We start from the raw sequence: 25045 nt of genomic DNA, 5'->3' as shown, positions 1-25045 counted from the left end.
AATGACCGACCTGAGTGACGGAGAGCGCAGGCCCCCCATGGTGCAGATCAAGAGCCCCGAGCAGATCGCCAAGATGCGTGCGGCGGGGCTGGTCGTCGCCGCCATCCACGCGGCGACGCGGGAAGCGGCGGTGCCCGGGGCGACGACGAAGGATCTGGACGATGTCGCGCGCAAGGTCCTGGCGGAGAACGGCGCTAAGTCGAACTTCCTCGGCTACGGGGGCTTCCCGGCGACGATCTGCACCTCGGTGAACGACGTGGTCGTCCACGGCATCCCGTCCGAGGAGGTCGTCCTCAAGGACGGCGACATCATCTCCATCGACTGCGGCGCGATCGTGGACGGCTGGCACGGCGACGCGGCGTACACGGCGTTCGTCGGCTCCGGTCACGCCCCGGAGCTGATCGAGCTCTCCCGGGTGACGGAGGAGTCGATGTGGGCCGGCATCGCGGCGATGAAGCAGGGCAACCGCCTGGTGGACGTGTCGCGGGCGATCGAGACCTACATCCGCCGCCAGCCCAAGCCCGGCGGCGGCCGCTACGGCATCATCGAGGACTACGGCGGCCACGGCATCGGCACCGAGATGCACATGGACCCGCACCTGCTGAACTACGTCGACCGCAGGCGGGGCAAGGGCCCCAAGCTGGTCCCCGGCTTCTGCCTGGCGATCGAGCCGATGGTGTCCCTCGGCACCCCGCGCACCGAGGTCCTCGAGGACGACTGGACGGTCATCACCACGGACGGCACCTGGTCTTCGCACTGGGAGCACTCCGTCGCCCTGACGGAGGAGGGCCCTCTGGTCCTGACGGCTCCCGACGGCGGCAGGGCCAAGCTGGCGGAACACGGCGTCGTGGCGGCACCGGACCCCCTCGCCTGAAGACCCGCATGATGATCTCGTCCGTGGGGCAGACTTCTCGATTCGTGTTTCAGCGGGGGCTGGCGTAGACTGACTCGTCGGCTCTTGTGTATCCGTATGTCTGCGTGCGGTAGCTCAGAGTCGATCAAGGTAGTCGATTCGAAGGGCGAAGCGTGGCCAAGAAGCAAGGTGCCATCGAGATCGAGGGCACTGTCGTCGAGTCTCTTCCGAACGCCATGTTCAAGGTCGAGCTCCAGAACGGCCACCAGGTCCTGGCACACATCAGCGGCAAGATGCGCATGCACTACATCCGCATCCTCCCTGACGACCGGGTCGTGGTGGAGCTGTCTCCGTACGACCTGACGCGTGGCCGGATCGTCTACCGGTACAAGTAGATCTTGCCCAGGTCCCGCGCACTGTCGTGTGCGCGGGGTTGCCGGCAACTGACCCGGAGAACCTCACATCCCATGAAGGTCAAGCCGAGCGTCAAGAAGATCTGCGACAAGTGCAGGGTGATCCGCCGTCACGGTCGGGTCATGATCATTTGCGACAACCCGCGCCACAAGCAGCGCCAGGGCTGATCGCTCACGGATCACACCCTCTGCATCGACATCGCAGAGACTTCGCGCGACGCGAGCTGAATATGTTCATACGCAGGGCCCAGGCATTTTTTTGTGCCTGATACCCCCGGTTCGGAGGCCGGGGACCCAGTTCGTACCTGGTACGGCGGCTGGGAGCCGGTTCTGCGGAAGACCTCCGAAGATCACCAGGAGCCATTGAATGGCACGCGTTTCCGGTGTTGACATCCCGCGCGACAAGCGCGTGGAGGTCGCCCTCACCTACGTGTTCGGCATCGGCCGGACCCTCTCGCAGGAGACGCTGGCTGCGACCGGCGTCGACCCGAACACCCGCGTCCGCGACCTCTCCGAGGAGCAGCTCGTCGCGATCCGCGAGTACGTCGACAACAACATCAAGACCGAGGGTGACCTCCGTCGCGAGATCCAGGCCGACATCCGCCGCAAGGTCGAGATCGGCTGCTACCAGGGTCTCCGTCACCGTCGCGGTCTGCCCGTCCGCGGTCAGCGCACCAGCACCAACGCCCGCACCCGCAAGGGCCCGCGTCGCGCCATCGCCGGCAAGAAGAAGCCGGGCAAGAAGTAGTCCGCAGCGGACTCGCCGTCCAGCGGTCTTCGCTGTAGGACCGACCACCTCCCGTAGGAGTAATAGATGCCCCCCAAGGGTCGTCAGGGCGCTGCCAAGAAGGTGCGCCGCAAGGAAAAGAAGAACGTCGCGCACGGCCAGGCGCACATCAAGAGCACGTTCAACAACACGATCGTGTCCATCACGGACCCGGCCGGCAACGTGATCTCCTGGGCCTCCGCCGGTCACGTCGGCTTCAAGGGCTCCCGCAAGTCCACGCCGTTCGCCGCGCAGATGGCCGCCGAGTCGGCTGCCCGCCGCGCGCAGGAGCACGGCATGCGCAAGGTCGACGTCTTCGTCAAGGGCCCGGGCGCCGGTCGTGAGACCGCGATCCGTTCCCTGCAGGCCACGGGCCTCGAGGTCGGCTCCATCCAGGACGTCACCCCGACCCCGCACAACGGCTGCCGTCCGCCGAAGCGTCGCCGCGTCTGACGCACGGCCGGTAGGTCTCGGGCTTTCGGGCGGTACGACCCCGTGAAAGGGCCGTATCGCCCGTACCCTTGCAGTACCCGCACTTTTCACCGGGTGCGGTTTCCGTCGGGCGTCAAATAGCGGGCGTCCACGAAAGAAGGATCTGATCCACACATGCTGATCGCTCAGCGTCCCTCGTTGACCGAAGAGGTCGTCGACGAGTTCCGCTCCCGGTTCGTGATCGAGCCGCTGGAGCCGGGCTTCGGCTACACCCTCGGCAACTCCCTCCGCCGTACCCTCCTCTCCTCGATTCCGGGTGCGGCGGTCACGTCCATCCGTATCGACGGTGTCCTGCACGAGTTCACCACCGTGCCGGGCGTCAAGGAGGACGTCACCGACCTGATCCTCAACATCAAGCAGCTGGTCGTCTCCTCGGAGCACGACGAGCCGGTCGTGATGTACCTGCGCAAGCAGGGCCCGGGTCTGGTCACCGCCGCCGACATCGCGCCCCCGGCCGGTGTCGAGGTGCACAACCCCGATCTCGTCCTCGCCACGCTCAACGGCAAGGGCAAGCTGGAGATGGAGCTGACGGTCGAGCGTGGCCGCGGTTACGTCTCCGCCGTGCAGAACAAGCAGGTGGGCCAGGAGATCGGCCGTATCCCGGTCGACTCCATCTACTCGCCGGTGCTGAAGGTCACGTACAAGGTCGAGGCCACGCGTGTCGAGCAGCGCACCGACTTCGACAAGCTGATCGTCGACGTCGAGACCAAGCAGGCGATGCGTCCGCGTGACGCCATGGCCTCCGCCGGTAAGACCCTGGTCGAGCTGTTCGGTCTCGCCCGCGAGCTGAACATCGACGCCGAGGGCATCGACATGGGTCCGTCCCCGACGGACGCCGCCCTGGCCGCCGACCTGGCGCTGCCGATCGAGGAGCTCGAGCTCACCGTTCGGTCGTACAACTGCCTCAAGCGCGAGGGCATCCACTCCGTGGGTGAGCTCGTCGCCCGCTCCGAGGCCGACCTGCTGGACATCCGCAACTTCGGTGCGAAGTCCATCGACGAGGTCAAGGCGAAGCTGGCCGGCATGGGCCTGGCCCTCAAGGACAGCCCGCCCGGATTCGACCCGACCGCCGCCGCCGACGCCTTCGGTGCCGACGACGACGCGGACGCGGGCTTCGTGGAGACCGAGCAGTACTGATCTCCACCACCTCCGGGGTTCGCCTGAGCGGACCCCGGATCTCCGACGGGCGACCGCCCGCTCGGATACTGACCCCGGTACCTGATACGGCCGGGGCAGACACACAGGAGAAGAACCATGCCGAAGCCCACCAAGGGTGCCCGTCTGGGCGGCAGTGCCGCGCACGAGAAGCTGCTGCTCGCGAACCTCGCGAAGAGCCTCTTCGAGCACGGCCGCATCACCACCACCGAGGCGAAGGCCCGCCGTCTGCGGCCGTACGCCGAGCGTCTGGTCACCAAGGCGAAGAAGGGCGACCTTCACAACCGCCGTCAGGTGCTCCAGGTGATCACGGACAAGAGCGTCGTGCACACGCTCTTCACCGAGATCGGCCCGCGCTACGAGAACCGTCCGGGTGGCTACACCCGGATCACCAAGATCGGTAACCGCCGTGGCGACAACGCGCCCATGGCCGTCATCGAGCTGGTCGAGGCGCTGACGGTGGCGCAGCAGGCGACCGGTGAGGCCGAGGCCGCGACCAAGCGCGCGGTCAAGGAGGCCGAGGAGGCCAAGGTCGAGGAGACCAAGGCCGACGAGGTCGTCGAGGACGCCGCTCCGGCCGACGAGGCTCCGGCCGAGGAGTCCAAGGACGCGTAAGCGTTCTGCGGGGGCTGCGCGTCGGCGGCCGCGGCTTCGTCGTGGTTGTTCGCTCGGTTCCCCGCGCCCCGTGGGGCGTTGGCGGGTCCGTTCCCTTTCCAGGGGCGGGCCCGCCTTTGTGTTGCTGAGAGGATCTCTGTGTGAGTGACGAAGTACAGCCCGGTTACGTCCGTGTTCGCCTCGACCTGTCCTACGACGGGAGCGAGTTCTCCGGCTGGGCCAAGCAGGCCGGGGGGCGGCGGACCGTGCAGGGGGAGATCGAGGACGCTCTGCGGACCGTGACGCGGTCGGGGGGGACCACGTACGAGCTGACGGTCGCCGGGCGGACGGACGCCGGCGTGCACGCGCGCGGGCAGGTGGCCCATGTCGATCTTCCGGAGCACGTCTGGCGTGAGCATCACGAGAAGCTGCTCAAGCGGCTCGCCGGGCGGCTGCCGAGGGATGTGCGGGTGTGGGCGCTGCGGGAGGCTCCCAGTGGCTTCAACGCCCGCTTCTCGGCGGTGTGGCGGCGGTACGCGTACCGGGTGACCGACAATCCCGGGGGTGTCGATCCGCTGCTGCGCAATCACGTCCTCTGGCACGACTGGCCGCTCGACGTCGACGCCATGAACGAGGCCGCCGGGCGGCTCCTCGGGGAGCACGACTTCGCCGCCTACTGCAAGCGGCGGGAGGGCGCGACGACCATTCGTACGCTCCAGGAACTGAGCCTGGTCAAGGGCGAGGACGGGATCATCACCGCCACCGTGCGGGCCGACGCCTTCTGCCACAACATGGTGCGCTCGCTGATCGGGGCGCTGCTGTTCGTGGGGGACGGGCACCGGGGGACCGAGTGGCCCGGGAAGGTGCTGGCCGCCGGTGTGCGGGACTCGGCCGTGCATGTCGTACGGCCGCACGGGCTGACGTTGGAGGAGGTCGGCTACCCGGCCGACGAACTGCTGGCGGCCCGCAGCCGGGAAGCCCGCAACAAGCGGTCGCTCCCCGGCGTGGGGTGCTGCTGACGGACCGTCATATTCGAGCGGTGTTGCCTGTTGGCGAGGAAGTGCTTCATGCGCGTTAATTTTCCCTTCTGGAGAGAAGCTGTGTGATTAAGGTCATCCCTTGATGGTTGGTGTGTGCATCGTGCGGGTTTAGGGTGAAGGCTGCTATCGGGGGGGCCGGCGTGTTGTGACAACAGAGGTGCCGGGACCTGTTCCCGATCCTTTGTGTCAGCCGGGGGGGAGCCCGCTGTGTCAAGTCTGTCTGTCGTCATACCGGCCTTGAACGAGGCCGAGAACCTGCCGGGTGTCTTCGCGACGATCCCGGTGGAAGAACTCACCTCGGCCGGTTGGGGCGTCGAGGTGATCATCGCCGACAACGGTTCCACCGACGGGACCGCCGAGATCGCCGAATCCTACGGGGCCAGGGTGGTCCATCAGCCGCTGCGCGGCTACGGCAACGCCTACAAGGCGGGGATCGCCGCGGCCCGCGGTGAGGTGATCGCCACCGGCGACGCCGACTGCACGTATCCCTTCGACGACCTGCCCAGACTGCTGAGCATCGTCGATGAGCACCAGGTCGAGTTCCTCAACACCAACAGGCTCGGCCGGGAGAACCGCGAGGCGATGAAGCCCTCGCACACCGTGGCCAATCACGCCCTCAGCCTGGTCAGCCGAAAGCTCTTCAAGAGCACGATGCGCGATTCCCAGAGCGGGATGTGGGTCTTCCGCCGCTACATCTGGGAGACGCTCAAGGTCACCTCCGACGGCATGGGCTTCTCCCAGGAGATCAAGAACGCAGCTGTGCGGGAAGGTTTCCGCTGTATGGAGGTGCCTATCGAGTACCGGCCACGCGGCGGTGACGTGAAGCTCAACGCCTTCTCCGACGGAGTGTCCAACGTGGCCCAGCTGTTCCGCCACCGGCTCCGCGACAACGCACTGCGCACCGACACCCGGGCCCAGTGGCACGACCGCTCCACCAGACCCGTCCCACCGCCCCTGATGCCGGCTCAGCGTGAGGTGCCTCGGGGCGCCGTGGACCGCGCGGCACAGGGGACGGTGAGGAGCGGCCACTCTCTGGCGTGACGGCCGAGGTTTTCGAGGGGACACATGCGGACTGAGACAGCGCCAGGCGAGCGCCGTGGGAGAGCCGGGAGGCCGGCCCGCGGGCGCGGCTCGTTGGTCCGGGGTGCCCTGGTGGCGGTCGCGCTGGTGGCCGCGCTGATCACGGCGTGGTCGGTTCCGGCGGTCCGTGAGGAACTCGCCAAGTCCTTCACCCGCCAGGACCGCCCTTATCTGGAGCTCTACTTCATCGAGCTCCCCTCCTACGCGGGCACGAAGCTTCAGGCGCAGGTCGCCTTCACCTCGCATGGGGCGCTGTCGTCCCCGGGGCCGTCCGCCAAGGAGCGGGAGGACGGCGCGCCCCAGCCCGGGCCGGGCACCTTCGTCCTCAAGGCCGAGGCGGACCGGGACGGCAAGCCGATCGCCACCGGATGGGCCACGGTGCGTGCCGTCAGCGGGAAGGCGAGCGTCGTGCAGGTCTCCGTGCCGAAGGCCGAGGGTGCCGACGCGCTGCGCATCTCGGTGGCGGGCCGGTCCGAGTACGTGCTCGGCCATCTTGAGAGCGCCGGATGAGCGCGGGGAAGGAGCCCCCGCGTATGGGGCGCAGAATCATTCAGGTCACCCCCTACTATCCGCCGGCCCTCGGCGGGCTTGAGCGCGTGGTGGCGCAGCTGTCCCGCGAACTCGCCCACCGGCACGAGGTGCATGTGGTCACCACGGGGCTGCGGACCTCCGACCTGCCGCGGCACAGCGTCGAGGACGGCGTCCGGGTGCACCGGCTGCCCGCGGTCGAGGTGGCCAACACCGCCGTCTCCGCGCTGCTGCCCGTACAGCTGGCCAAGGCGCGGCCCGGGGACATCGTGCACCTGCACATCGCGCACGCCCTCGTGCCGGAACTCGTCTCCGCGGTCGCCGCGTTGCGGCAGGTTCCGTACGTCGCCCACTTCCATCTCGACGTGGACGCCAGCGGCCCGCTCGGGCGGCTGCTTCCCTGGTACAAGCAGCACTTCCTGGGCCGGGTGCTGCGCCGGGCCGCCGCGGTGGTCGCGCTCACCGAGGAGATGGCCGATTTCCTGGTGGAGCGGTACGGGGTGTCCCGGCAGCGACTGCACATCGTGCCGAACGGGGTGGCGCACGAGTACTTCCGGGAACCCCGGACCGCTCCGGCGCGGCCCCTGCGCCTGCTCTTCGTCGGACGGCTGCAGATCCAGAAGAACGTGGCCCGGCTGCTGGACGCGATGGCGCTGGTCCAGGGGGAGGTGCGGCTGCGGATCGTCGGCGACGGCGAACTCCGCGCCCCGCTCGTGGAGCAGGCGGCCCGGCTCGGGCTGCGGAACATCGAGTTCGCCGGGGCGCTGTACGGGGACGACCTGGTGAAGGCGTACGCCGAAAGCGACGCCTTCGTGCTGCCCTCCGACAAGGAGGGGATGCCGCTCGTGCTGCTGGAGGCGATGGCCTCAGGGCTTCCCGTCATCGCCACCGACGTGCCCGGCAACCGTGAACTGGTCGACGGCACCGGACTGCTCGCGGCGCCCGCCCCGGCAGCACTCGCGCGGCGGATCGACGAGCTGGCCGCCGACGTGGACCTGTGGCGGGACCTGGCCGCGCGCAGCGCCCGCACCGCGGCGGGACTGTCGTGGTACCGGGTGGCCGAGCGCGTCGAGCAGGTTTACACCGAGGCGTTGGCATGACAATCGAGACGGACGACAACACACTCGCGCTGACCGCCGTGACGCACCCCCGGGAGCACCGGACGGAAACCGACACGGAGACCGACACGGAGACCGGGACGGAAACCGATACGGAGACCGGCACAAGGACCGGTCCACGGGCCGACCGCCGCCGGAGGAACAACCGGTTCGCGGTGACGGACGGCGCGGTGCTGATCGCCTCCGCGCTCTCCACCCTCGCGGTGCTGCTGTCCGTCGCGCCACCGCTCGTGCGTCTCGCGGCCGGCCTGTATCTCCTCTTCGGTGCCCCGCTGCAACTGTGGCGTCCGCTCGCCGGGCGGATCGTGCCGACGGGCAGCGGCCGCACGCTGGTCTCGGTCGGTTTGGTCCTCATCGGGGACATGCTGACGGCGCTCGTTGTCAACACGGTGCTGCCCTGGGTGGGCGTGGACCGGCCGCTGACCACCGAGTCGCTGACGGCTGCCACCGCGCTGGGCATCGGCGTCCTGTGGTGGTTCCGCCGGCGGTACGCGCCGTACGAACGCACTGGGCCCACGCGGCTGTGGGCGCTGGCCCGCGCCACCCCCGGCCTTGGCATGGCGTCCGCCGCGGGGGCGGTCACCCTGCTGTGCGCGATCGCGGGAACGATCCGTCTGAACAACGGATACGGCGGGTCGGTGAGCATCGTCGCGAGTGTGCTGGGCGGCCTGCTGCTGTTGCTCTTGTCCGTCAAGCGCGGCAAGTACCACCTGACCGCCCTGGAGACGGGGCTGTACATGGCGGCGCTCGCGCTGCTCCTCCTGGCCTCGCTGCGCGGCTGGTTCATCACCGGGCACGACGTCCAGACCGAGTACCTGTTCTACCGGATGGCGCTGGGCGGCGAGTACTGGGACGTGTCGACCTACCGGCACGCCTACAACGCCTGTCTGAGCATCACCCTGCTTCCGGTGAGCATCCGCCAGCTGACCGGCATCAACGACATCTACATCTTCAAGGCGATCATCCCGGCGCTGTTCGCCGTCACCCCGGTCATGCTGTTCCGCTCCGTGCGGAGCGTGGCCCCGCGCTCCGTGTCGCTGCTCGCGGCGGTCTTCTTCGTCGCCTTCCCGACCTTCCTGACGGACATGGTGTTCCTCGGCCGGCAGGCGATCGCCTTCGTCCTGCTCGGCAGCGCGATCGTGGTGCTCACCGACAGCCGGGGCCCGCGGAGGGCACGGCGGGTGCTGTTCGTGGTGCTGCTGGTCGGGGTGGTCCTCTCGCACTACTCGACCGCGTACGTGGTGATCGGGACGCTGACGCTCGCACTCGCCTACGACAAGGTGTGGCGGCTGGTGTCGCGGCGGGGCCGGGACCGGTTCCGGCGCAGACGGCGCGAGGACCGCATGCTGAGCTTCCTCCAGTGGTGGATGGTGCTCGTGCCGGCGGTGGCCGCCGTGGTCTGGGCCGGCCCGGTCACCCACACCGGCGGCCAACTGCACGAGACGGTGGCCACGGCGGTTTCGGACCTGATCTCGCCCGGCAAGAACCAGTCCGGTTCCTCCGACACCGGCTACAGCCTGTTCGGCGGCGAGCAGTTGTCGGCGCAGCAGCGCCTGGAGCAGTTCGTCAAGGAGTCGGAGGCCGACTCCGCCAAGGACCGTGCGAACCTGCTGCTGACGAAGAAGGAACTCGACGGCATCGACTGGACGGCCGTGTCCAGCGCGGACATGCCGCTCACCCCGCTCGGCCGGATCCTGGACGCCGTGGGCATTCCGGTGCCGTCGCTGAACGGCGCGGTGCGGGGCGCGGTCGCCTACTTCTTCCAGCTGATGACCGTGCTCGGCATCTGGGTGGTGCTCCGGGCCCGCCGCTCGGCGTTCCGTGCCGTCCGGGACCAGGCGACCATGGCCTGGGCCGCGCTGAGCACGGTCGTGCTCTTCACCGTCGTGCCGCAGCTGTCCGTGGACTACGGTGTGCTGCGCGCCTTCCAGCAGGGGCTGTTCTTCTTCGCCCCGTTCCTGGCCGCCGGCACCCTGTGGGTGCTGCGCTGGGCGCGCCGCAAGGAGGTCCTCGGCGCGGTGCTGACCTTCTGTCTGCTGCTGAACCTGGTGGGTGTCATGCCGAAGGTGCTCGGCGGCTACCCGGCGCAGATCCAGCTGTCCAACAGCGGCGACTACTACGACATCTACTACACCCAGGGCCAGGAGGTGCAGGCCGCGCTCTGGCTGGACGCCTGGAAGCGGGCGCAAGAGGACGCGACGCCGATCCAGATGGACAGCTTCTCGTACACCCGGCTCAAGCCGTACATGGCGTCCGACGCCAAGGGCGTGACCACCCCGGTGTGGCTGGCCAAGGAGGCGTACCTGCTGCTGGGCACGACGCCTGCCCGGACCGGACGGGTGTCGATCTTCTATCGGGGTGACCGGATCACGTACGAGTTCCCGCGGGCGCTCGTGGAGAAGAAGAAGGACCTGGTGTACAACAACGGCGGTTCGGTGGTGCTGCGGTGACCGGTTCCGTGCGGCGAGTGCTGCTCGTCTGTCACTTCTATCCTCCGCACATGGGCGGGATCGAGCGCGTCGTCCAGGCCGAGGCGCGTCGACTGGCCGCGCTCGGGCTGGAGGTCACCGTGGTGACCTCGGGCGAGCGGGCGTCCGAGACCGTCGGCGACGACGGCGTCCGGGTCGTGCGGGTGCGCGCCTGGAACGGGCTGGAGTCCCGCTTCGGGGTGCCCTTCCCACTGTTCGGGCCGCAGCTGCCGCGGCAGACGCGGCGCTGGGCGCGGTGGGCGGATGTCGTGCACATCCACGACACCTTCTATCTGACGTCCTGGGCGGCGGCCCGCGCGGCCCGGCGGGCGCGCCGCCCCTGGCTCGTCACCCAGCACGTGGAGCTGGTCGACCATCCGTCGGCGCTGGTCACCGCGGTGCAGCGGGCCGTGTACCGGCTGGCGGGGGCACGCATCTGGCGGGGCGCGCGCACCGTGTTCACCCTCAACGCCCGGGTCGCCGACTTCGTCCGCGGCCACGGCGCGGCGCCGGAGCGGATGCGGCATCTGCCCAACGGGGTGGACACCGAGCTGTACCGGCCGAGCCGGGACGCCCTCGAGCGACGCGAGATACGGGCCGAGTTCGGGCTTCCCCTCGACCGGCCGCTGGCCCTGTTCGCGGGGCGGCTCGTCCCGAAGAAGGGGTACGACGTCGCCCTCGCGGCCCGCGAACGCGGCACCGGCTTCGACCTCGTCCTCGCCGGCGGTGGCGACGCCTCCGCGCTGGACGGCGGCCAGGGCGTGCACTACGTCGGTGCGCTGTCGCCCGAGCGGCTGGCCCGTCTCTACCGGGCCTGCGACATGTTCGTGCTGCCCTCGGTGGCGGAGGGCTTCCCGCTGTCGGTGCAGGAGGCGATGGCGGCGGGTCTGCCGGTGGTGACCACGCCCGACCCCGGCTATGCGCCGTACGGGCTCGACACGGACCGGTTCGTGTTCGCCGAGCGGGATCCGCAGGCGGTCGCGGCGGAGCTGTCGCGGCTGGCCGCGGACGCCTCGCTGCGCACGGAGATGGCCAAGTACTCGGAGCGGTACGCGCGGACCGCGTTCTCGTGGGACGCGCATGCGGAGGCGCTCGTGGCGGCCTACGAAGAGGCCTAGACACGAAGCAGCGAAGGGGGGCGGGACTCAGGTCCCGCCCCCCTTCGCTGTGACAGCGGCCGTTACGGCGAGGCCGTCACAGCGAGCGGAACAGCTCGTTGTACCGCTTCGTCAGCAGCGGCCAGTCGTACTTCTCGACCACGCGGGCGCGTCCGGCCCGCCCCATGTGGTCGGCCAGCTCATCGTCGGTGAGCAGGGCGCGCAGTGCCCCCGCGAGCGCCGCGGGGTCGCGCGGCGGCACGATGAAGCCGGTCTCGCCGTCGGCCACCGTGAAGGGCAGCCCGCCGACGGCCGTGCCCACGGCCGGGGTGCCGCAGGCCTGCGCCTCGGCGAGAGCGGTGCCGAAGCACTCGGAGTCGCTCACAGAGGACAGCACCCCGGCCCGTGCGTGCCCCACGGCGTCCACGAGTTCCCGGCCGCGCAGCTCGCCCACGGCGATCACGCGGTCGGCGACGCCCAGTTCGGCGGCGAGCTTGAGCAGGTTGTCGACGTCGTCGCCGCCGCCGATCAGCTTCAGCCGTGCCTCGGGCAGGTCCGTCAGCAACGAGAAGGCGCGGATCAGCTGGTCGACGCCCTTCCAGCGGGAGGTGCTGTCCATCCGGCCCACGTAGACGACGACCGGCGGCCGCTCGGAGGGCGGGGGGCCGGGGACCCAGCGCTCGGTGTCGACGCCGGGCGGGATCTCCTGGGCGCGCGGACGGCCGTACGCCATCGATCCGGGCGCCACCGCGACGGGGACGGTGGCCCGGGCCATCAGCCGGGGCAGCACGGAGCGCTCGTAGACGGCGATGATCCGGTTCGCCAGGCCGTTGCCGGCGTCCTGCTTGTGCATGGTGCCCGCGTGGTACGTCAGCACGGTGGGCCGACGCTTCGCCGCGAACACCGCGATGTCAGCGAGGCCGGGCACCGGGGCGTGCGCGTTGACCACGTCGACGCGCTCCCGGCGCAGCCGACGGCGCACCTGGAGCGGCCACAGCGGGTTGATCGGGCTGTTGGACAGCTTCAGCCACGCGCCCAGGCGCACCACCTTCACGCCGTTCTCGACGCTCACCCGGGTGCGCCGGCCCTCGGTGTTGGTGGTCAGCACGACCGCCCGCATCCCCGGCTCGGCGGCGACGCCCTCGGCGATGCGGGCGGCGTAGTTCTCGACGCCGCCGATCTTCGGGGGGTAGTACGAGGAGACGACGGCCACCGTGCGCTGCCCCGCTCGGGAGGGGACGACGGAGCGCAGGCGGTCGGTGAACTCCTCGGCGCGGGCCCGGTAGGCCGGCAGGACGGAGCGCAGGTGGGCCCGGTATCCGGCCAGCTGCTCGACGAGCCGGTCCACCATCGGGATCAGGTTGTCGGCGCGCACCTCGTCCATCCTGAGCACCCACTCCCCCAGGCCCAGGTCCTCCATGATCCCCCGGGTCTTGTGGTCGTACTCGATGGCCGCACACGGCACCTCGGAGAGCAGACCGAAGATCACCGAGTGGAAACGGGTGCCGAGGATCAGGTCGGCCTCCCCGTACAGGGCGAAGACGTCGTGGTGGGAGAGGGAGGCGTCGTCGACCAGGTACAGCCGCTCGCTGTCGACCTGGGCGGCGATACGGCGGTTGACGATGCGGTCGTCGTCGTCCTGGAAGGCACAGGTCACCTGGGGTACGAGGATCACATGGCAGTCGGGGTCGGCCAGCAGATGGCTGATGGTCGCGGCCATGGCGGACTCGTACGCCGTCTGCGGGGCCTCGGGCAGATGCTGTCGGGCGGTGACCAGGACCAGCCGGGACCCGGCGGGGATGCCGAGCTCCGTGCGCCAGGGTCTGCTGGACTGCCCCCGGAAGGCGAAGGCGCTGTCGATCCCGCGCTCCATGTTCCGGTCGGGCACCCCGATCTCCGTCAGCCGGCGCACACTGATGTCCTCGCGGACCGAGATCAGCCGGGCGTGGCGCAGCACGCGGCGCATCAGCACCCGCTGCACACGGGTGGGGAACGGTCCGTAGGACTGGGGGCCCAGGACGATCGGGGTGCCGAGCCGGTGGGCCAGCCACAACGGCAGCAGCAGGAACGCCACGCTCAGGTCGGAGGGGAAGTCCTTGGTGCCGCGGAGGTACCCACCGCCCAGCGACAGCACCAGGTCGGCCTCGGCGAGCGCACGGACCTCGCGCCGGATCTCCGCCGGCATCAGCCGGGCGACCGCCCGGACGAGCAGGCCGCCGCCCGGGAGCGCGGCGAGCAGACCGAGGAGGGTGGCGAGCAGCTTGCCGGTGATACGCGTGACACGGCCGGCGTCCTCCTTGCCGACGTGGCGCCGGATGGAGCCCAGGTTCTCGGCGCCGTCGAACTCCGCGTGCTCCGCGGGCTCCTCGAAGCCGGCGATCCGGACCCGGGCGCCGGGGTAGGCGGCCCGTACCTGGTCGATGGCGACGCTGAGCAGCGCCGCGTCGCCGCGGTTGCCGCGCTCGAAGGCGTTGACGATGACGACGTTCACCGGCTGGTGGCCTCTCTGTAATGGTTCTCCAACGCGTCGAGGAACCGCTCGACGTCGTAGCGCTCGGCGCGGGCGGCGGAGCCGTCACCGAGCCGGCGCAGCAGCTCCAGGTCGCCCACGAGGGGGCGCAGCGCCTCGGCCAGTGCGGGGGCGTCGCCCGCGGGGACCAGAGCCCCGTTGTCCTCGCCGACGAGTTCCGGCAGCCCGCCCACCCGGGACGCCACGATCGGCCGCCCGATCTGCAGTGCCTCCAGGGCGACCGTGGGGAAGTTCTCGGGCCACACGGACGGGATGACCACCACCGAGGAGGCGGCGAGCGCCCCGCTCACGGCGTCCGGCGAGACCCAGCCCCGGAAGCGCACCCGTCCGGCAGCCACGAGGTCGGCGGCGGAGGCCTCCAGGGCGGCCCGGTCGGCGCCGTCGCCCACGATGTCGAGCGTGGCCCCGGGGAGCGCGGCGAGCAGGAGCCGGAAGGCGTCCAGCAGGACGTGCACGCCCTTCACCCTCTCCAGCCGCCCCACGTACAGCAGCGCGCCGCCCTCCTTCACCGGCTGAGGCATCGCCGTACGGGGTACTCCGTTCGGCAGGACGTGGACGGGGACCTTGCCGACGTCCTTGCGGACGAGGTCGGCGAAATAGGCGCTGGGCGCGAGGACCCGGTCCAGGCGGCGCAGCCGCGGGAGGTAGGCGGGGCGCTGGAGGAACCGCAGGTAGAGGTAGCGGGCCTGGTCCGACAGGGAGAGGCGCTCACCGCGGGTGGCGGAGTGCAGGTTCCAGCGCAGCAGTTCCAGCGTCCAGTCCTCGGGCCCGTGCAGGGTGAGGATCTGCGGGCAGCGGTCCGTCGCCGCGAGGGCCGCGGGGCTGAACTCGCCGATGGTGTGCAGATGGACGACGTCGGGCTGGAACTCGTCCATGATCCGGGTCAGGCGGCGGTGGGCGTCGCGGTGCCAGAAGTAGCCGAGGAAGCGCTGGGGTGCGCTGCCCTCGATGGCGGGGACGAGGTCGTCCGCGAAGAGTTCGTGGCCCTCGGAATTGAGGGTGGTGGCGACGGTGCGCATCTCGTGGCCGCGGGCGGTCATGCCCTGCTGGATGAGGCGGACGCTGCGTTCCGCGCCGCCCGCCTCGTGACCGATGTTGATGACGTGCAGCAGTTTCATGATGATGTCCGGTCGGCGGGAACGGGCGGTTGCACATGGGGTTCACGGGGCGTCCGACCGCCCCGACGGCGCAGCAGAGCGGTCAGCGCGACCAGCCCGGAGGCGAGGTTGCCCAGGCCCCAGGCCCAGCCGATCCAGACCAGGCCGCGGTGGGCCCACAGCAGTGCCAGCGAGATCGTCACCACGGCGAAGACCGCGTTGTTGACGATGAGCTGGCGCAGCTGACGGGTGATCTTCAGGGCGAAGTTCGCCCAGGCGGAGAGCGCGACGGCCAGCGAACCGATGGCGCAGGCGATCAGCAGCGGCCGGGCCGCGTCCGAGTACTGCGACCCGAACACCCACAGGATGAGCCCGCTGCCTCCCGCGACCACGGCGGCGGCCGGGGTCTGGGCGGCCGCGATGATCACGGCGGTGCGGCGCAGCAGCATGGGCAGCTGGCTCGGGTCGTGCGAGCCCTCGGCGAACAGCGCCTCGCCGACGGAGTAGGCGATCGCGTTGAGCAGGGCCGCGATCTGGAAGGCGACGTAGAAGTAGCCGGTCGCCTCGGCGCCCAGGTGGTGCAGCACGATCAGCGGCAGGACCAGCTGCGGCAGCAGGTTCAGCAGTCCGGAGAGGTAACTGGCCAGGGAGTAGGTGAACTGCTCGCGCAGCCGGGTGCCGCCGACCCGCAGCTCGAAGCGGAAATCGAGCCGGCGGCGCATGAGGAACAGCGCGCACAGCACGGCGGCGGCGAATCCGGCCCCGGTCGATCCGACGATCCCGTACATGCCGAGTCCGGTCAGGAAGGCCGGCAGGGCGAGTTTGGTGACCCCCTGGGTCAGCCCGTCCGACAGGACGTTGAGTTCCGGGGCGCGCGCCCCGGTGAACACCGACTTCGCCAGCTGGTTCAGCGCGGCGAAGGCGCACAGCGCGGCGAAGGTCGCGACCGCGACCGGGTTGTCGCGGACGAAGAGCAGTTTCTCGCCGTACAGGGGCAGCCCCGCCAGATAGCCGAGCGCCAGCAGGCCACCGGCCCCGGCGACCACGCACAGTGCCAGCGTCAGCTGGGCGTTGCGGTCGGACGAGGCGGCGGGGAAGCGCACGAGCGTGCTGTTGAGGCCGAACTGGGCCAGATACGAGATGAGGCTCATCGCCGAGATGAGCGAGGTGGCGATGCCGACCTGGGCCGGGCTGTAGAAGCGCGCGACGACCACCCAGAACAGGAAGCCCAGCGCGGCCGTGGTGGCCGTGGTGGCCAGTACGAAGAACGAGTTCCGGTAGACGGTGTGCACCTGCTTGGGACGGCTATGTCTCGGCACGGCCGGCCCGTCGATGGCGGAGCGCGAGGCTCACGTTTCCCCCCACATGGTGGTAGCGCCGAGGCCGCCGGTGCTACCGGCGGCCTCGATGGTGTGAACGGCCGCCCGGGTCGGTCCCCCCGCCCGGGTCGGCGGCCGTCAGTTCTTGGCCCGGTACGCCGCGACGGCGTCCCGATAGGCGTCGAACGCCGGCTTGCGCTCGCCGGCGTAGTCGATGAGTCCGTAGTACGCCCAGGTCCCCGCGTTCGCCTCGGGCGCCTTCATGTCGCGGTGGGCGTACAAGAACACCTTGGTGACCGCGGTGAGCTCGTCCGCGGCCTTGACCATGTCGGTGGCGATCCGCGCCTGATGGGCGGGGGTGACATGGCTGGTCTCGACGCCGGGCTGGTCGCTGTCGGCGATCGCTCCCCGGCCGTGGGTGGGGGCGCCCGTCTCGGTGATCCAGACCTCCAGATCGCTGCGCTCGTGTTGGGCGAGGACCGAGGTCAGGCTGCGGCGCATGCCGGTGATCCGCTCGTAGGGGCTCTCACCGGTCTTCGTGCTGAGCAGCACGCCGTGCGAGAACGCATGGAAGCTGACCCCGTCCACATGGTCGCCGACCCCGAGCCGCAGCACGTTGTCCAGGAAGTCGGCCGCGGTCTGGCGCTTGCTGTTGGTGGTGGCGGCGTTGGCGAGGCCGCCCATCAGGACGAAGGAGTCGGGGTCGGCGGCCCGGATGGCCTTGGAGGTCTTCTTGACCATCTCCGCGTAGCGCTCGGGGTCGGCGCCGCCCGGCCAGAAGCTGCTGATGTTGGGCTCGTTCCAGATCTGCCAGGTGTGCACGCCCATCGCCGAGTAGCGGGTGACCGCCTCACCGACGAACTGGGCGAAGCGGGTGTTGCTGGCGGGCGGGCAGGTGGCGCCCTCGGACGCGCACGCGAGGTCGCGGGACCACTGAGGGGTGTAGCCAAGCGTGGCGAGCACCTTCAGGTCCCGCTTCTGGGCGGCGCGGGCCACCCGGTCGAACCGCTCCCACAGGTACTGCGACTCACCGTCGGGCTGGATGTTCGTCCAGGCCAGGTCGGCGCGGATCCAGGTGATCCCCAGATCGACGGCGTCGTCGAGCGCCTGACCGAGATCCGCGTCGGTCATCCACGGCAGGGTGTCGCTGTAGGCGAGCCCGAAGTCCACGGGCTTCTTGCGCTTCTCGGCCGCCGGGGCGGCCGCCGAAGGCAGCTCGTACGGCCCGGTGGACTCGTCGGAGTCGGACGACGTGCTGCTGGAAGCCGTGGAGCATCCGCTGCCCAGCGCGATCAGCGCCGGAGCGGTCAGGAGGGCTCTCAGCAGAGGGCGGCGGGATATGACGGGAGGCTCTATATCAGCTCCGTCACCGCGTATGGGTGCTCTCGGCATGGAGGCACCTTAATGGATGAGGTCAATTGTGAAGGAAGGGAGGATGGCGGTGACTATGTGGCCGCAGTGGCGTGGTGGGACGGATCAGCTGTTCGCGGCCGCCGACGCCTGGGCCTGGCCGCGGCGGTTGATCTGCTGGAAGGTGAAGTCGGCGAGGTCGTCACCCGCGGTGAAGACCGCCGTGTCCTTCGTGGTCACGTCCTTGCCGTCGGTGAAGCCGGTGATCGTGAAGTAGGCGTAGCGGCCGTAGGAGTTGGTCGTCGAGCGGCAGATCGCGCCGTTGCAGAAGGCCTTCACGCCCTTGCCGGTGAGGGCCTTGACGATGCTCTTGCTGTCGGCCTGGCTCTTGACCTTGAGGGCCTGCGCCTCGGTGTCGAAGACGGCCACGCCGACCGTCACCGCGATGTTGCCCTTGGTGTACGTGACCCGCATGAGGCGGGTGCAGTCATTGGTGTCGAGGACCTTGGGCAGGGTGCCCTGGCTGCCGCCGGCGCAGGTGGTGGAGTCGGCCGTCGGGCCCTTCTTGTAGACGTTCGAGCCCATGGTCAGCTGCGTGCCGGGGAACATCAGGTCCGGGCTGTTGGCCGCCTTGTCCTTGGCCTTGCTGGCGACGAACTCCTTCGGGTTCAGCGGCGGCGGGGCGCTGGTCGGCGCGAAGGAGGGGGTGCCGGACGCGCTCGGCAGGTCGGCGGTCGCGGGCAGGGAGGCCGTCGGCCGGTTGGCCTCGTTCCCGCTGCCCGCGTTCACCACGGCCATGGCGACGGCCGTGCCGATGCCGACGGTGGCGAGCACGCCCGCGCCTATGAACAGCAGCTTGCGGCGCCTGTTGCGCGTCTCGGACGCCTCGGCCAGCGCGGCCCAGTCCGGACTGGCGCCGTCACTGCCGCCGCTCCACGGCTGCTGGGAGTTCGGTTTCCACGGATCCCACTGGGACTGAGGTCCCCCCTGCCCATAGCTCATGCGCCGCATCTTAGACGGGGGGCATGGGGTGCCGGTGTGTCTCGGCCGCGACCCCCGGGGGAGCATTCCGGCACCGGCGCACAACTCGGTCGTCCAGAGGGTCCCGGGGCCTCGTTTTGACCCGATCGGCGGGGCACGGGTATCCTGCATCTTCGTTGTGTATTGGCTTGCTCATTCTCACGGGACGGGCCCTTACACCGGTCCACCGGGCCGATGACCAGCGACCAGCACGCGGTTTGCGTCACCGCAGTGCGGTCTGGGCTGTCGTGATCGTCTTCGGTGACCTGTCAGGACCATTCACTGAAGAAGCGAAGGCTACGAACCGTGCGTACGTACAGCCCCAAGCCCGGCGATGTGACGCGCCAGTGGCACGTCATCGACGCTCAGGACGTTGTCCTGGGCCGTCTCGCCAGCACTGCCGCCTCCATCCTGCGCGGCAAGCACAAGCCGATCTACGCCCCTCACGTCGACACCGGTGACTTCGTCATCATCATCAACGCCGACAAGGTGCACCTGTCCGGCAACAAGCGGACCCAGAAGATGGCGTACCGCCACTCCGGCTACCCGGGTGGTCTGCGCTCCGTCCGCTACGACGAGCTGCTGGACAAGAACCCGGAGAAGGCCATCGAGAAGGCCGTCAAGGGCATGCTCCCGAAGAACTCGCTGGGCCGTCAGATGCTCTCGAAGCTGAAGGTCTACAAGGGTGACCAGCACCCGCACGGCGCGCAGCAGCCGCAGCCGTTCGAGATCACCCAGGTCGCGCAGTAACACCGGCCAGACCCACCCGAGCCAAGAGAATCTGAGGAATCACCGTGGCCGAGACCACTGCCGAGCAGCCGCTCGAAGAGCTTGACATCGACAGCTACACCACCGAGTCCGAGGTCCCCGTCGAGGGCGAGTACACCTCGGAGTCCCTGGCCTCCCGCTTCGGCGAGCCGCAGCCGGCCGCCGGCCTGGGCCGTCGCAAGAACGCCATCGCCCGCGTCCGGATCGTCCCGGGCTCCGGCAAGTGGAAGATCAACGGTCGCACCCTCGAGGACTACTTCCCGAACAAGGTGCACCAGCAGGAAGTCAACGAGCCGTTCAAGGTTCTCGAGCTCGAGGGCCGTTACGACGTCGTCGCCCGCATCGCCGGTGGCGGTGTCTCCGGTCAGGCCGGTGCGCTCCGTCTCGGTGTCGCCCGCGCGCTGAACGAGGCGGACGTCGACAACAACCGCCCGGCCCTGAAGAAGGCCGGCTTCCTCAAGCGCGACGACCGTGCTGTCGAGCGCAAGAAGGCCGGTCTGAAGAAGGCCCGCAAGGCCCCGCAGTACAGCAAGCGCTAAGCTTCGCTGCCTGCTCGTACGAACGCCCCGGCGGCACTCCACAGTGCTGTCGGGGCGTTCGTTTTACCGCAATCGGGGGCGTATAACGACACAAGGTGCTCAAATGCTTGTGTGACCGGATGCCGCTATCCGGTGAAATGCGCCTTTCGGTAACTGACGCTTCCTCAGGAGGACAAGTGGGACGACTCTTCGGCACGGACGGCGTGCGCGGTATCGCCAACGCGGATCTGACGGCCGAGATGGCGCTCGGTCTGTCCGTCGCGGCGGCGCATGTGCTGGCCGAGGCGGGCACCTTCGAGGGCCACCGGCCGGTGGCCGTCGTGGGACGGGACCCGCGTGCGTCCGGGGAGTTCCTGGAGGCCGCCGTGGTGGCCGGCCTCGCGAGCGCGGGCGTGGACGTGCTGAAGGTCGGCGTGCTGCCGACGCCCGCCGTCGCCTACCTCACGGGAGTGCTCGGCGCCGACCTCGGTGTGATGCTCTCCGCCAGCCACAACGCCATGCCCGACAACGGGATCAAGTTCTTCGCCCGCGGCGGCCACAAGCTCGCCGACGAACTGGAGGACAAGATCGAGACCGTGTTCGAGGAGCACCGGCGCGGGGAGCCGTGGGAGCGGCCGACCGGGTCCGGGGTCGGGCGGGTGCGGTCGTACGACGAGGGGTTCGACCGGTACGTGGCGCACCTGATCGCCGTACTGCCGAACCGGCTCGACGGGCTGAAGATCGTCCTCGACGAGGCGCACGGCGCCGCTGCGTGGGTCTCGCCGGAGGCCTTCACCCGGGCCGGGGCCGAGGTCGTCACGATCGGGGCCGAGCCGGACGGGCTCAACATCAACGACGGGTGCGGGTCGACGCACCTGGAGAAGCTGAAGGCGGCCGTCGTCGAGCACGGTGCCGACCTCGGTATCGCGCACGACGGGGACGCCGACCGGTGCCTCGCCGTGGATCACACGGGCGACGAGATCGACGGGGACCAGATTCTCTCCGTGCTCGCTCTCGCCATGCGGGAGCGGGGGGTGCTGCGGGCCGACACCGTCGTGGCCACCGTCATGTCCAACCTCGGCTTCAAGCTCGCCATGGAACGGGAGGGGATTCAGCTCGTCCAGGCGGCGGTCGGCGACCGGTACGTGCTGGAGGAGATGAAGGAGCACGGGTACGCGCTGGGCGGCGAGCAGTCCGGGCACGTGATCATCCTTGACCACGCGACCACGGGGGACGGGACGCTGACCGGGCTGATGCTCGCGGCACGCGTCGCCGACAGCGGGCGGTCGCTGCGGGAGCTGGCTTCTGTGATGGAGCGGTTGCCTCAGGTGCTGATCAATGTGCCTGATGTCGACAGGACGCGTGTCGCCGACTCGGCCGAGCTCGCGGGCGCCGTTGCGGAGGCCGAGCGGGAGCTGGGGGCGACGGGGCGGGTGCTGCTGCGGCCGTCGGGTACGGAGCCGCTGGTGCGGGTGATGGTGGAGGCCGCGGACATCGATCAGGCCCGGTCGGTGGCCGGCCGGCTGGCCGATGTGGTGAAGTCGGCGCTGGGTTAGGACCTGTCCGGCGGATCATGCCGGAGAGGCGGGCCCCGGCACGCCCTTTCCCCCGGCTCGGCTTCGCTCGAGCCGGGGACTCGTCACGTCGACTTCCCGACTGCGTGGCGGCGGAGGCCGCCGAGCGGCTCCTGCTCGATCTCACGCGCCGGCGCTCGTCCGGCCCGCCACGGCCTCGAAGGTCCGAGATCAGTCATGGGTGTCCAGGCCGTCGCGATCGAGTGCTGTTCGGATCTGGCTGAGCCATTCGGTGGCCAGCCGACGGCCGTCGGGGAGCTGGTCGTCCCGGTCCCAGCGCCACGTTGTGATCATCGCCAGCACGAGGACCCGGCACTCGCGCAGCAAGTCCTGATCGACGCCCGGATAGTGCTCGCCGACTTCTTCGGGCGCATGGGCGAGGTCGAATTCGACGGGCCCACGGCAACATGTCTCGAGGTCGATGAACAGCAGCCCGTTGTGCGTGGTGAGCACGTTGCCCGGGTGCGGCTCGCCGTGCAGCAGCTGCTCGGCGCCGCCGCGCTCGCCGATCAGATGGCTCAGGCTTCGCAACGTGTCGCCGAGCAGCTCCCGGTCCGCTTCGGCGAGCGCCGGAGTGCGGTCGCGGTTCGCCACGAGTTGCCGAGCCTGCTCGACTCGATCCGTGAAGTGCGGCGTCGGGACATCGAGCGTGCGCATGCCGGCGTGCAGCCGCTCGAGGGCGTTGGCGTAGTCGGCCGGTGAGATCTCTCGAGGTGTCACGGGTTCGTAGTGGGTCCACAGCGTGACCACGAAGCCATCACGTTCATGGACGCGTGGCTCCACTCGAGGCTCGAGGGCGGCCACAGGGCACCCGGACGCGACGAGCCGCTGAGCAAGCTCGAGCTCGAACCGTGCGACCTGCTGCGCCACAGGTGCCACCCGGGCCAGGACGTCACAAGGCAGCAGACGCAGAGTGAGCTTGTTCGAGTCATGCAGAACGGTCGCGTCGTCGACTGTCAGGCCGAGCGACGAGGCGGTCGACATGGCCGCGGCCACCGCACGCGGGACCTCTGACGCCTGCATCGTCGACTGGTCCCTCCCCGTGAGCGCCGCCATGACTCTCAAAGCGGCGACCGCGCGCACCCTACCAAGTCGTCGGCTGACGGCCTATCCGTTCGGCATCGCCACCGCCGCCCACGTCGGTACCTTGCGTACGAGCCCCGATGTGGATCGTCCGCTGCTCGTGGTCAGCCGTGCAGTCGGCGTTGCGCGGTACGGTCACCTGGGTGCAGGCGGTGTCGCACTTCGCCGGAGCTCGGGCATCGGTGCTTCTTTCGTTGCGCCGGGTGATGCGGTGACCGCGCTCAGAGGGTCGGGAAGACCGCTGCGAAAAAGAACCACAGCAGTACGGCCCAGAAGACGGCGGCCGCCAGCGACACGAGCAGGGAGTTGCGCCATCTCAGCACCAGGAACGGGAAGAGCGCCGGGAGCGCCCAGAAGCCGGCCACGTCTATCGACATACGGGCGGCCTGGCTGAGAGTTCCCGCGTGTCCCGCGGAGATACGCCGCAACAGCCGCTGGGAGACGAAGCCGTACAGGCCGAAGACGATCGGGAAGAACCACAGCGGAGTGATCGTGACCAGTTCGGACTCGTCGAGATCGTTGAACATGACCAGATAGACACAGGCGGCCCCCAGCACACCGGCGATGAGGGCGGTCAGGTAGAGGGCGGTCAGGGCGGCCGGCTCCACCGACGTGGTCGGCCCGGGAACAGAGCCGGGCGTGAGCACGGGCGAAGCGTACGGAACATCGGCGGCGGGAGCCGGGACCACCCGGTCACAGTGGGGGCAACGGACGTTCTGCCCAGCACGGTCGGCCGTGGCCGAGATCAAGTGCCCGCACGAGGCGTGGAATTCCATGTGCTGACGGTTCACGCGTTGCCTTCCCTGTACCTCTCCGGTGCTGATCGCCGGCCGACGACGCGGCGGTCGGCTGAATCGGCTCCGACTCGATAGTGAAGGGCCCCAGGGCGTCCAGCCTGCGCCGACGCGCGGCTCGTGAACGAGCTTCTTCGCCGCATGTCTTCCTGGCATCGGGGAAAACACGTAATCACTTACGTAGGCGGAGACCTGCGGTCAGGACGGGTGTGTGGCGTGGAGGGCCCACCTCGCCGTCGTGGCTGACCGTCGTCGGCTGAGGCCCGGCGAACCGTATCCGCCTCTGAGCAAGTACGGGCACCTGGAGTACGGTGCATGGGGCTACAAGGTGACCTGGAAGAAGTACCGTTCTGCCCACCTCCGAGACCGGCTGGAAGTACTGGGAAACCCCGACATGACGTACTCGACGGCAATCGGTCAGCGCCGACCTTCGTACGGCCGACGGTTCGGCGCCGTGGAAGAGACGCTGCCGCGGCTGGAGAACCTGTTTGCGGGAGCAGCGGCCTCCTGCGAGGCCGGTGCTCATGCGGCCGTGGCGGCGAGCGCCTTGCGCTTGTCCGCCACGTAGCGCGCGACGGTCCTTCTGTCGCTCGCGGTCAGCAGCTGCTTCTCGGCAGCCTGTTGTACGTCCTGGACGGCTTCGGACAGCCCGGTCTCGACCTGGCAGCCGGCGTCGACGCCCGCCAGCCTGATCTCGTCGCGGCCCAGTGCGCGCAGGGTCTGCCGGTCTGCCGCGGCCTTCTTCAGCCGGGAGTCGATGGTCCTGCGCGGAGCCTGGAGGTCCGTCGCCGGATACCCTGCCTCCGCCATGCACGAGGACCACTTCCGGACAGCGGCACGGTAGCCGGGGTCCGCTTCGACGGCGCCGATCACACGGTTCGCCAGTCCCATGGTGACCGGAGCCACGGTGTTCCAGTCCGCCCCGTACAACTCGGCGCGTGCTCGGGCGACACAGCCGTCGGTGGAGTACTGGAGGCTGACGCCGTCGGGCAGCCGCAGACTCACCCGGTGCGCCGGTGTGCCGGTCAGCGCCTCCTGCCAGGCCGCCTTACGGGGCTCGTCGGCCGGAGGAGGATTGGACTGCTGATGAAGGTACTCGCCGACGATCCCGTACCCGTCCTGGGCCGCCTTCTCGGGGGTGAGCAGCCCGTAGGGGTTGGTCTCCTCGCCGCGGGCTGACGCGGTCCGCGGCTGTGCCGTGTAGCTCTGGCCGCGGGAGGTCATGCAGGCCGCGACGGCACGTTCCTCGCGGTCGTGCAGGCGTACGGCCTCGGCGTAGGTGAACGCGGTGGCGCCGGAGAGAGGGCGGACGTCGACTGCCACGGGCCCGCGGCCGGGCTCCCCGTCGAGGGAGCAGCCGGCCGCGGTCAGCGCAAGGAGCACCGCAA

At 69.7% G+C, this 25045-nt stretch carries 24 protein-coding genes; 16 read left to right on the top strand and 8 right to left on the bottom strand.

Annotated elements, in window-relative coordinates; genetic code table 11:
- Positions 1 to 37: 37 nt before the first annotated feature.
- The 13 genes from map (at position 38) to ACIBVL_RS18545 (ending at position 11625) form a co-directional block, all read left to right on the top strand.
- Positions 38 to 874, top strand: a complete 837-nt coding sequence (map, locus tag ACIBVL_RS18605; RefSeq protein WP_399098443.1) for a type I methionyl aminopeptidase — start codon at positions 38 to 40, stop codon at positions 872 to 874.
- Between the two features lie 152 nt (positions 875 to 1026).
- The gene (gene infA, locus ACIBVL_RS18600) at positions 1027 to 1248 is read left to right on the top strand and encodes a translation initiation factor IF-1 (protein ID WP_003948620.1); all 222 of its coding nucleotides are present in this window, start codon (positions 1027 to 1029) and stop codon (positions 1246 to 1248) included.
- 72 nt (positions 1249 to 1320) lie between these two features.
- Positions 1321 to 1434, top strand: a complete 114-nt coding sequence (rpmJ, locus tag ACIBVL_RS18595) for a 50S ribosomal protein L36 (RefSeq protein WP_003948619.1) — start codon at positions 1321 to 1323, stop codon at positions 1432 to 1434.
- 199 nt (positions 1435 to 1633) lie between these two features.
- Positions 1634 to 2014 carry a 30S ribosomal protein S13 gene (gene rpsM, locus ACIBVL_RS18590; protein WP_030788235.1) on the top strand — a complete coding sequence of 127 codons (381 nt, stop codon included), beginning with the start codon at positions 1634 to 1636 and terminating at the stop codon, positions 2012 to 2014.
- Positions 2015 to 2080: 66 nt separating this feature from the next.
- Complete coding sequence (rpsK, locus tag ACIBVL_RS18585; RefSeq protein ID WP_010354218.1) at positions 2081 to 2485, top strand: 30S ribosomal protein S11; 405 nt, start codon at positions 2081 to 2083, stop codon at positions 2483 to 2485.
- Between the two features lie 153 nt (positions 2486 to 2638).
- A complete protein-coding gene (locus tag ACIBVL_RS18580; RefSeq protein ID WP_003966937.1) occupies positions 2639 to 3661 on the top strand; it encodes a DNA-directed RNA polymerase subunit alpha in 1023 nt (340 codons plus the stop codon).
- 117 nt (positions 3662 to 3778) lie between these two features.
- Complete coding sequence (gene rplQ / locus ACIBVL_RS18575; RefSeq protein ID WP_399098262.1) at positions 3779 to 4294, top strand: 50S ribosomal protein L17; 516 nt, start codon at positions 3779 to 3781, stop codon at positions 4292 to 4294.
- 140 nt (positions 4295 to 4434) lie between these two features.
- On the top strand, positions 4435 to 5292 hold the full coding sequence (truA, locus tag ACIBVL_RS18570; protein ID WP_399098261.1) for a tRNA pseudouridine(38-40) synthase TruA: 858 nt from the start codon (positions 4435 to 4437) through the stop codon (positions 5290 to 5292).
- 228 nt (positions 5293 to 5520) lie between these two features.
- On the top strand, positions 5521 to 6354 hold the full coding sequence (locus ACIBVL_RS18565) for a glycosyltransferase family 2 protein (RefSeq protein ID WP_399098260.1): 834 nt from the start codon (positions 5521 to 5523) through the stop codon (positions 6352 to 6354).
- A gap of 111 nt (positions 6355 to 6465) precedes the next feature.
- On the top strand, positions 6466 to 6903 hold the full coding sequence (locus tag ACIBVL_RS18560) for a hypothetical protein (protein WP_399098259.1): 438 nt from the start codon (positions 6466 to 6468) through the stop codon (positions 6901 to 6903).
- 23 nt (positions 6904 to 6926) lie between these two features.
- Complete coding sequence (locus ACIBVL_RS18555) at positions 6927 to 8021, top strand: glycosyltransferase family 4 protein (protein WP_399098258.1); 1095 nt, start codon at positions 6927 to 6929, stop codon at positions 8019 to 8021.
- Positions 8018 to 10489: a DUF2206 domain-containing protein gene (locus ACIBVL_RS18550; protein WP_399098257.1), complete on the top strand. Its 2472-nt coding sequence runs from the start codon at positions 8018 to 8020 to the stop codon at positions 10487 to 10489. Before ACIBVL_RS18555 ends, ACIBVL_RS18550 begins: the two co-directional genes overlap by 4 nt.
- Positions 10490 to 10539: 50 nt before the next feature.
- Complete coding sequence (locus ACIBVL_RS18545) at positions 10540 to 11625, top strand: glycosyltransferase family 4 protein (RefSeq protein WP_399098256.1); 1086 nt, start codon at positions 10540 to 10542, stop codon at positions 11623 to 11625.
- Between the two features lie 76 nt (positions 11626 to 11701).
- Here the strand turns inward: ACIBVL_RS18545 and ACIBVL_RS18540 are convergent, their stop codons facing one another.
- The 5 genes from ACIBVL_RS18540 to ACIBVL_RS18520 all read right to left on the bottom strand — a co-directional run bounded on the left by ACIBVL_RS18540 (position 11702) and on the right by ACIBVL_RS18520 (position 18902).
- Entirely contained in the window at positions 11702 to 14095 is a 2394-nt protein-coding gene (locus ACIBVL_RS18540; protein ID WP_399098255.1) for a glycosyltransferase, read from the bottom strand.
- Positions 14092 to 15252: a glycosyltransferase family 4 protein gene (locus ACIBVL_RS18535; RefSeq protein ID WP_399098253.1), complete on the bottom strand. Its 1161-nt coding sequence runs from the start codon at positions 15250 to 15252 to the stop codon at positions 14092 to 14094. Before ACIBVL_RS18535 ends, ACIBVL_RS18540 begins: the two co-directional genes overlap by 4 nt.
- Positions 15249 to 16550 (bottom strand): lipopolysaccharide biosynthesis protein, encoded by a 1302-nt coding sequence (locus ACIBVL_RS18530; RefSeq protein WP_399098252.1) that lies wholly within the window; start codon positions 16548 to 16550, stop codon positions 15249 to 15251. The genes ACIBVL_RS18535 and ACIBVL_RS18530 overlap by 4 nt, the downstream gene beginning before the upstream one ends.
- A 138-nt stretch (positions 16551 to 16688) precedes the next feature.
- A complete protein-coding gene (locus ACIBVL_RS18525; protein ID WP_399098251.1) occupies positions 16689 to 17942 on the bottom strand; it encodes a cellulase family glycosylhydrolase in 1254 nt (417 codons plus the stop codon).
- Between the two features lie 84 nt (positions 17943 to 18026).
- Positions 18027 to 18902, bottom strand: a complete 876-nt coding sequence (locus ACIBVL_RS18520) for a hypothetical protein (RefSeq protein ID WP_399098250.1) — start codon at positions 18900 to 18902, stop codon at positions 18027 to 18029.
- A 324-nt stretch (positions 18903 to 19226) separates the two neighbouring features.
- Between ACIBVL_RS18520 and rplM the strand changes: the two genes are divergently transcribed.
- From rplM to glmM, 3 genes are all read left to right on the top strand, one after another.
- A complete protein-coding gene (gene rplM, locus ACIBVL_RS18515) occupies positions 19227 to 19670 on the top strand; it encodes a 50S ribosomal protein L13 (protein WP_137303147.1) in 444 nt (147 codons plus the stop codon).
- A gap of 44 nt (positions 19671 to 19714) precedes the next feature.
- Positions 19715 to 20227 carry a 30S ribosomal protein S9 gene (rpsI, locus tag ACIBVL_RS18510; RefSeq protein WP_399098248.1) on the top strand — a complete coding sequence of 171 codons (513 nt, stop codon included), beginning with the start codon at positions 19715 to 19717 and terminating at the stop codon, positions 20225 to 20227.
- A 176-nt stretch (positions 20228 to 20403) separates the two neighbouring features.
- The gene (glmM, locus tag ACIBVL_RS18505; protein WP_399098247.1) at positions 20404 to 21762 is read left to right on the top strand and encodes a phosphoglucosamine mutase; all 1359 of its coding nucleotides are present in this window, start codon (positions 20404 to 20406) and stop codon (positions 21760 to 21762) included.
- Positions 21763 to 21951: 189 nt separating this feature from the next.
- Here glmM and ACIBVL_RS18500 read toward each other — a convergent pair whose 3' ends face one another.
- From ACIBVL_RS18500 to ACIBVL_RS18490, 3 genes are all read right to left on the bottom strand, one after another.
- Positions 21952 to 22803 carry a phosphotransferase enzyme family protein gene (locus ACIBVL_RS18500; protein ID WP_399098442.1) on the bottom strand — a complete coding sequence of 284 codons (852 nt, stop codon included), beginning with the start codon at positions 22801 to 22803 and terminating at the stop codon, positions 21952 to 21954.
- Positions 22804 to 23084: 281 nt separating this feature from the next.
- Complete coding sequence (locus tag ACIBVL_RS18495; RefSeq protein ID WP_399098246.1) at positions 23085 to 23510, bottom strand: hypothetical protein; 426 nt, start codon at positions 23508 to 23510, stop codon at positions 23085 to 23087.
- A gap of 669 nt (positions 23511 to 24179) precedes the next feature.
- Complete coding sequence (locus tag ACIBVL_RS18490) at positions 24180 to 25040, bottom strand: hypothetical protein (RefSeq protein ID WP_399098245.1); 861 nt, start codon at positions 25038 to 25040, stop codon at positions 24180 to 24182.
- Between the last annotated feature and the right edge of the window lie 5 nt (positions 25041 to 25045).

This window comes from Streptomyces sp. NPDC049687 (assembly GCF_044465285.1).
Lineage (GTDB): Bacteria > Actinomycetota > Actinomycetes > Streptomycetales > Streptomycetaceae > Streptomyces.
Note: the sequence above shows the minus strand (reverse complement) of the source record. Positions and strands in the feature narration are given on the sequence as shown.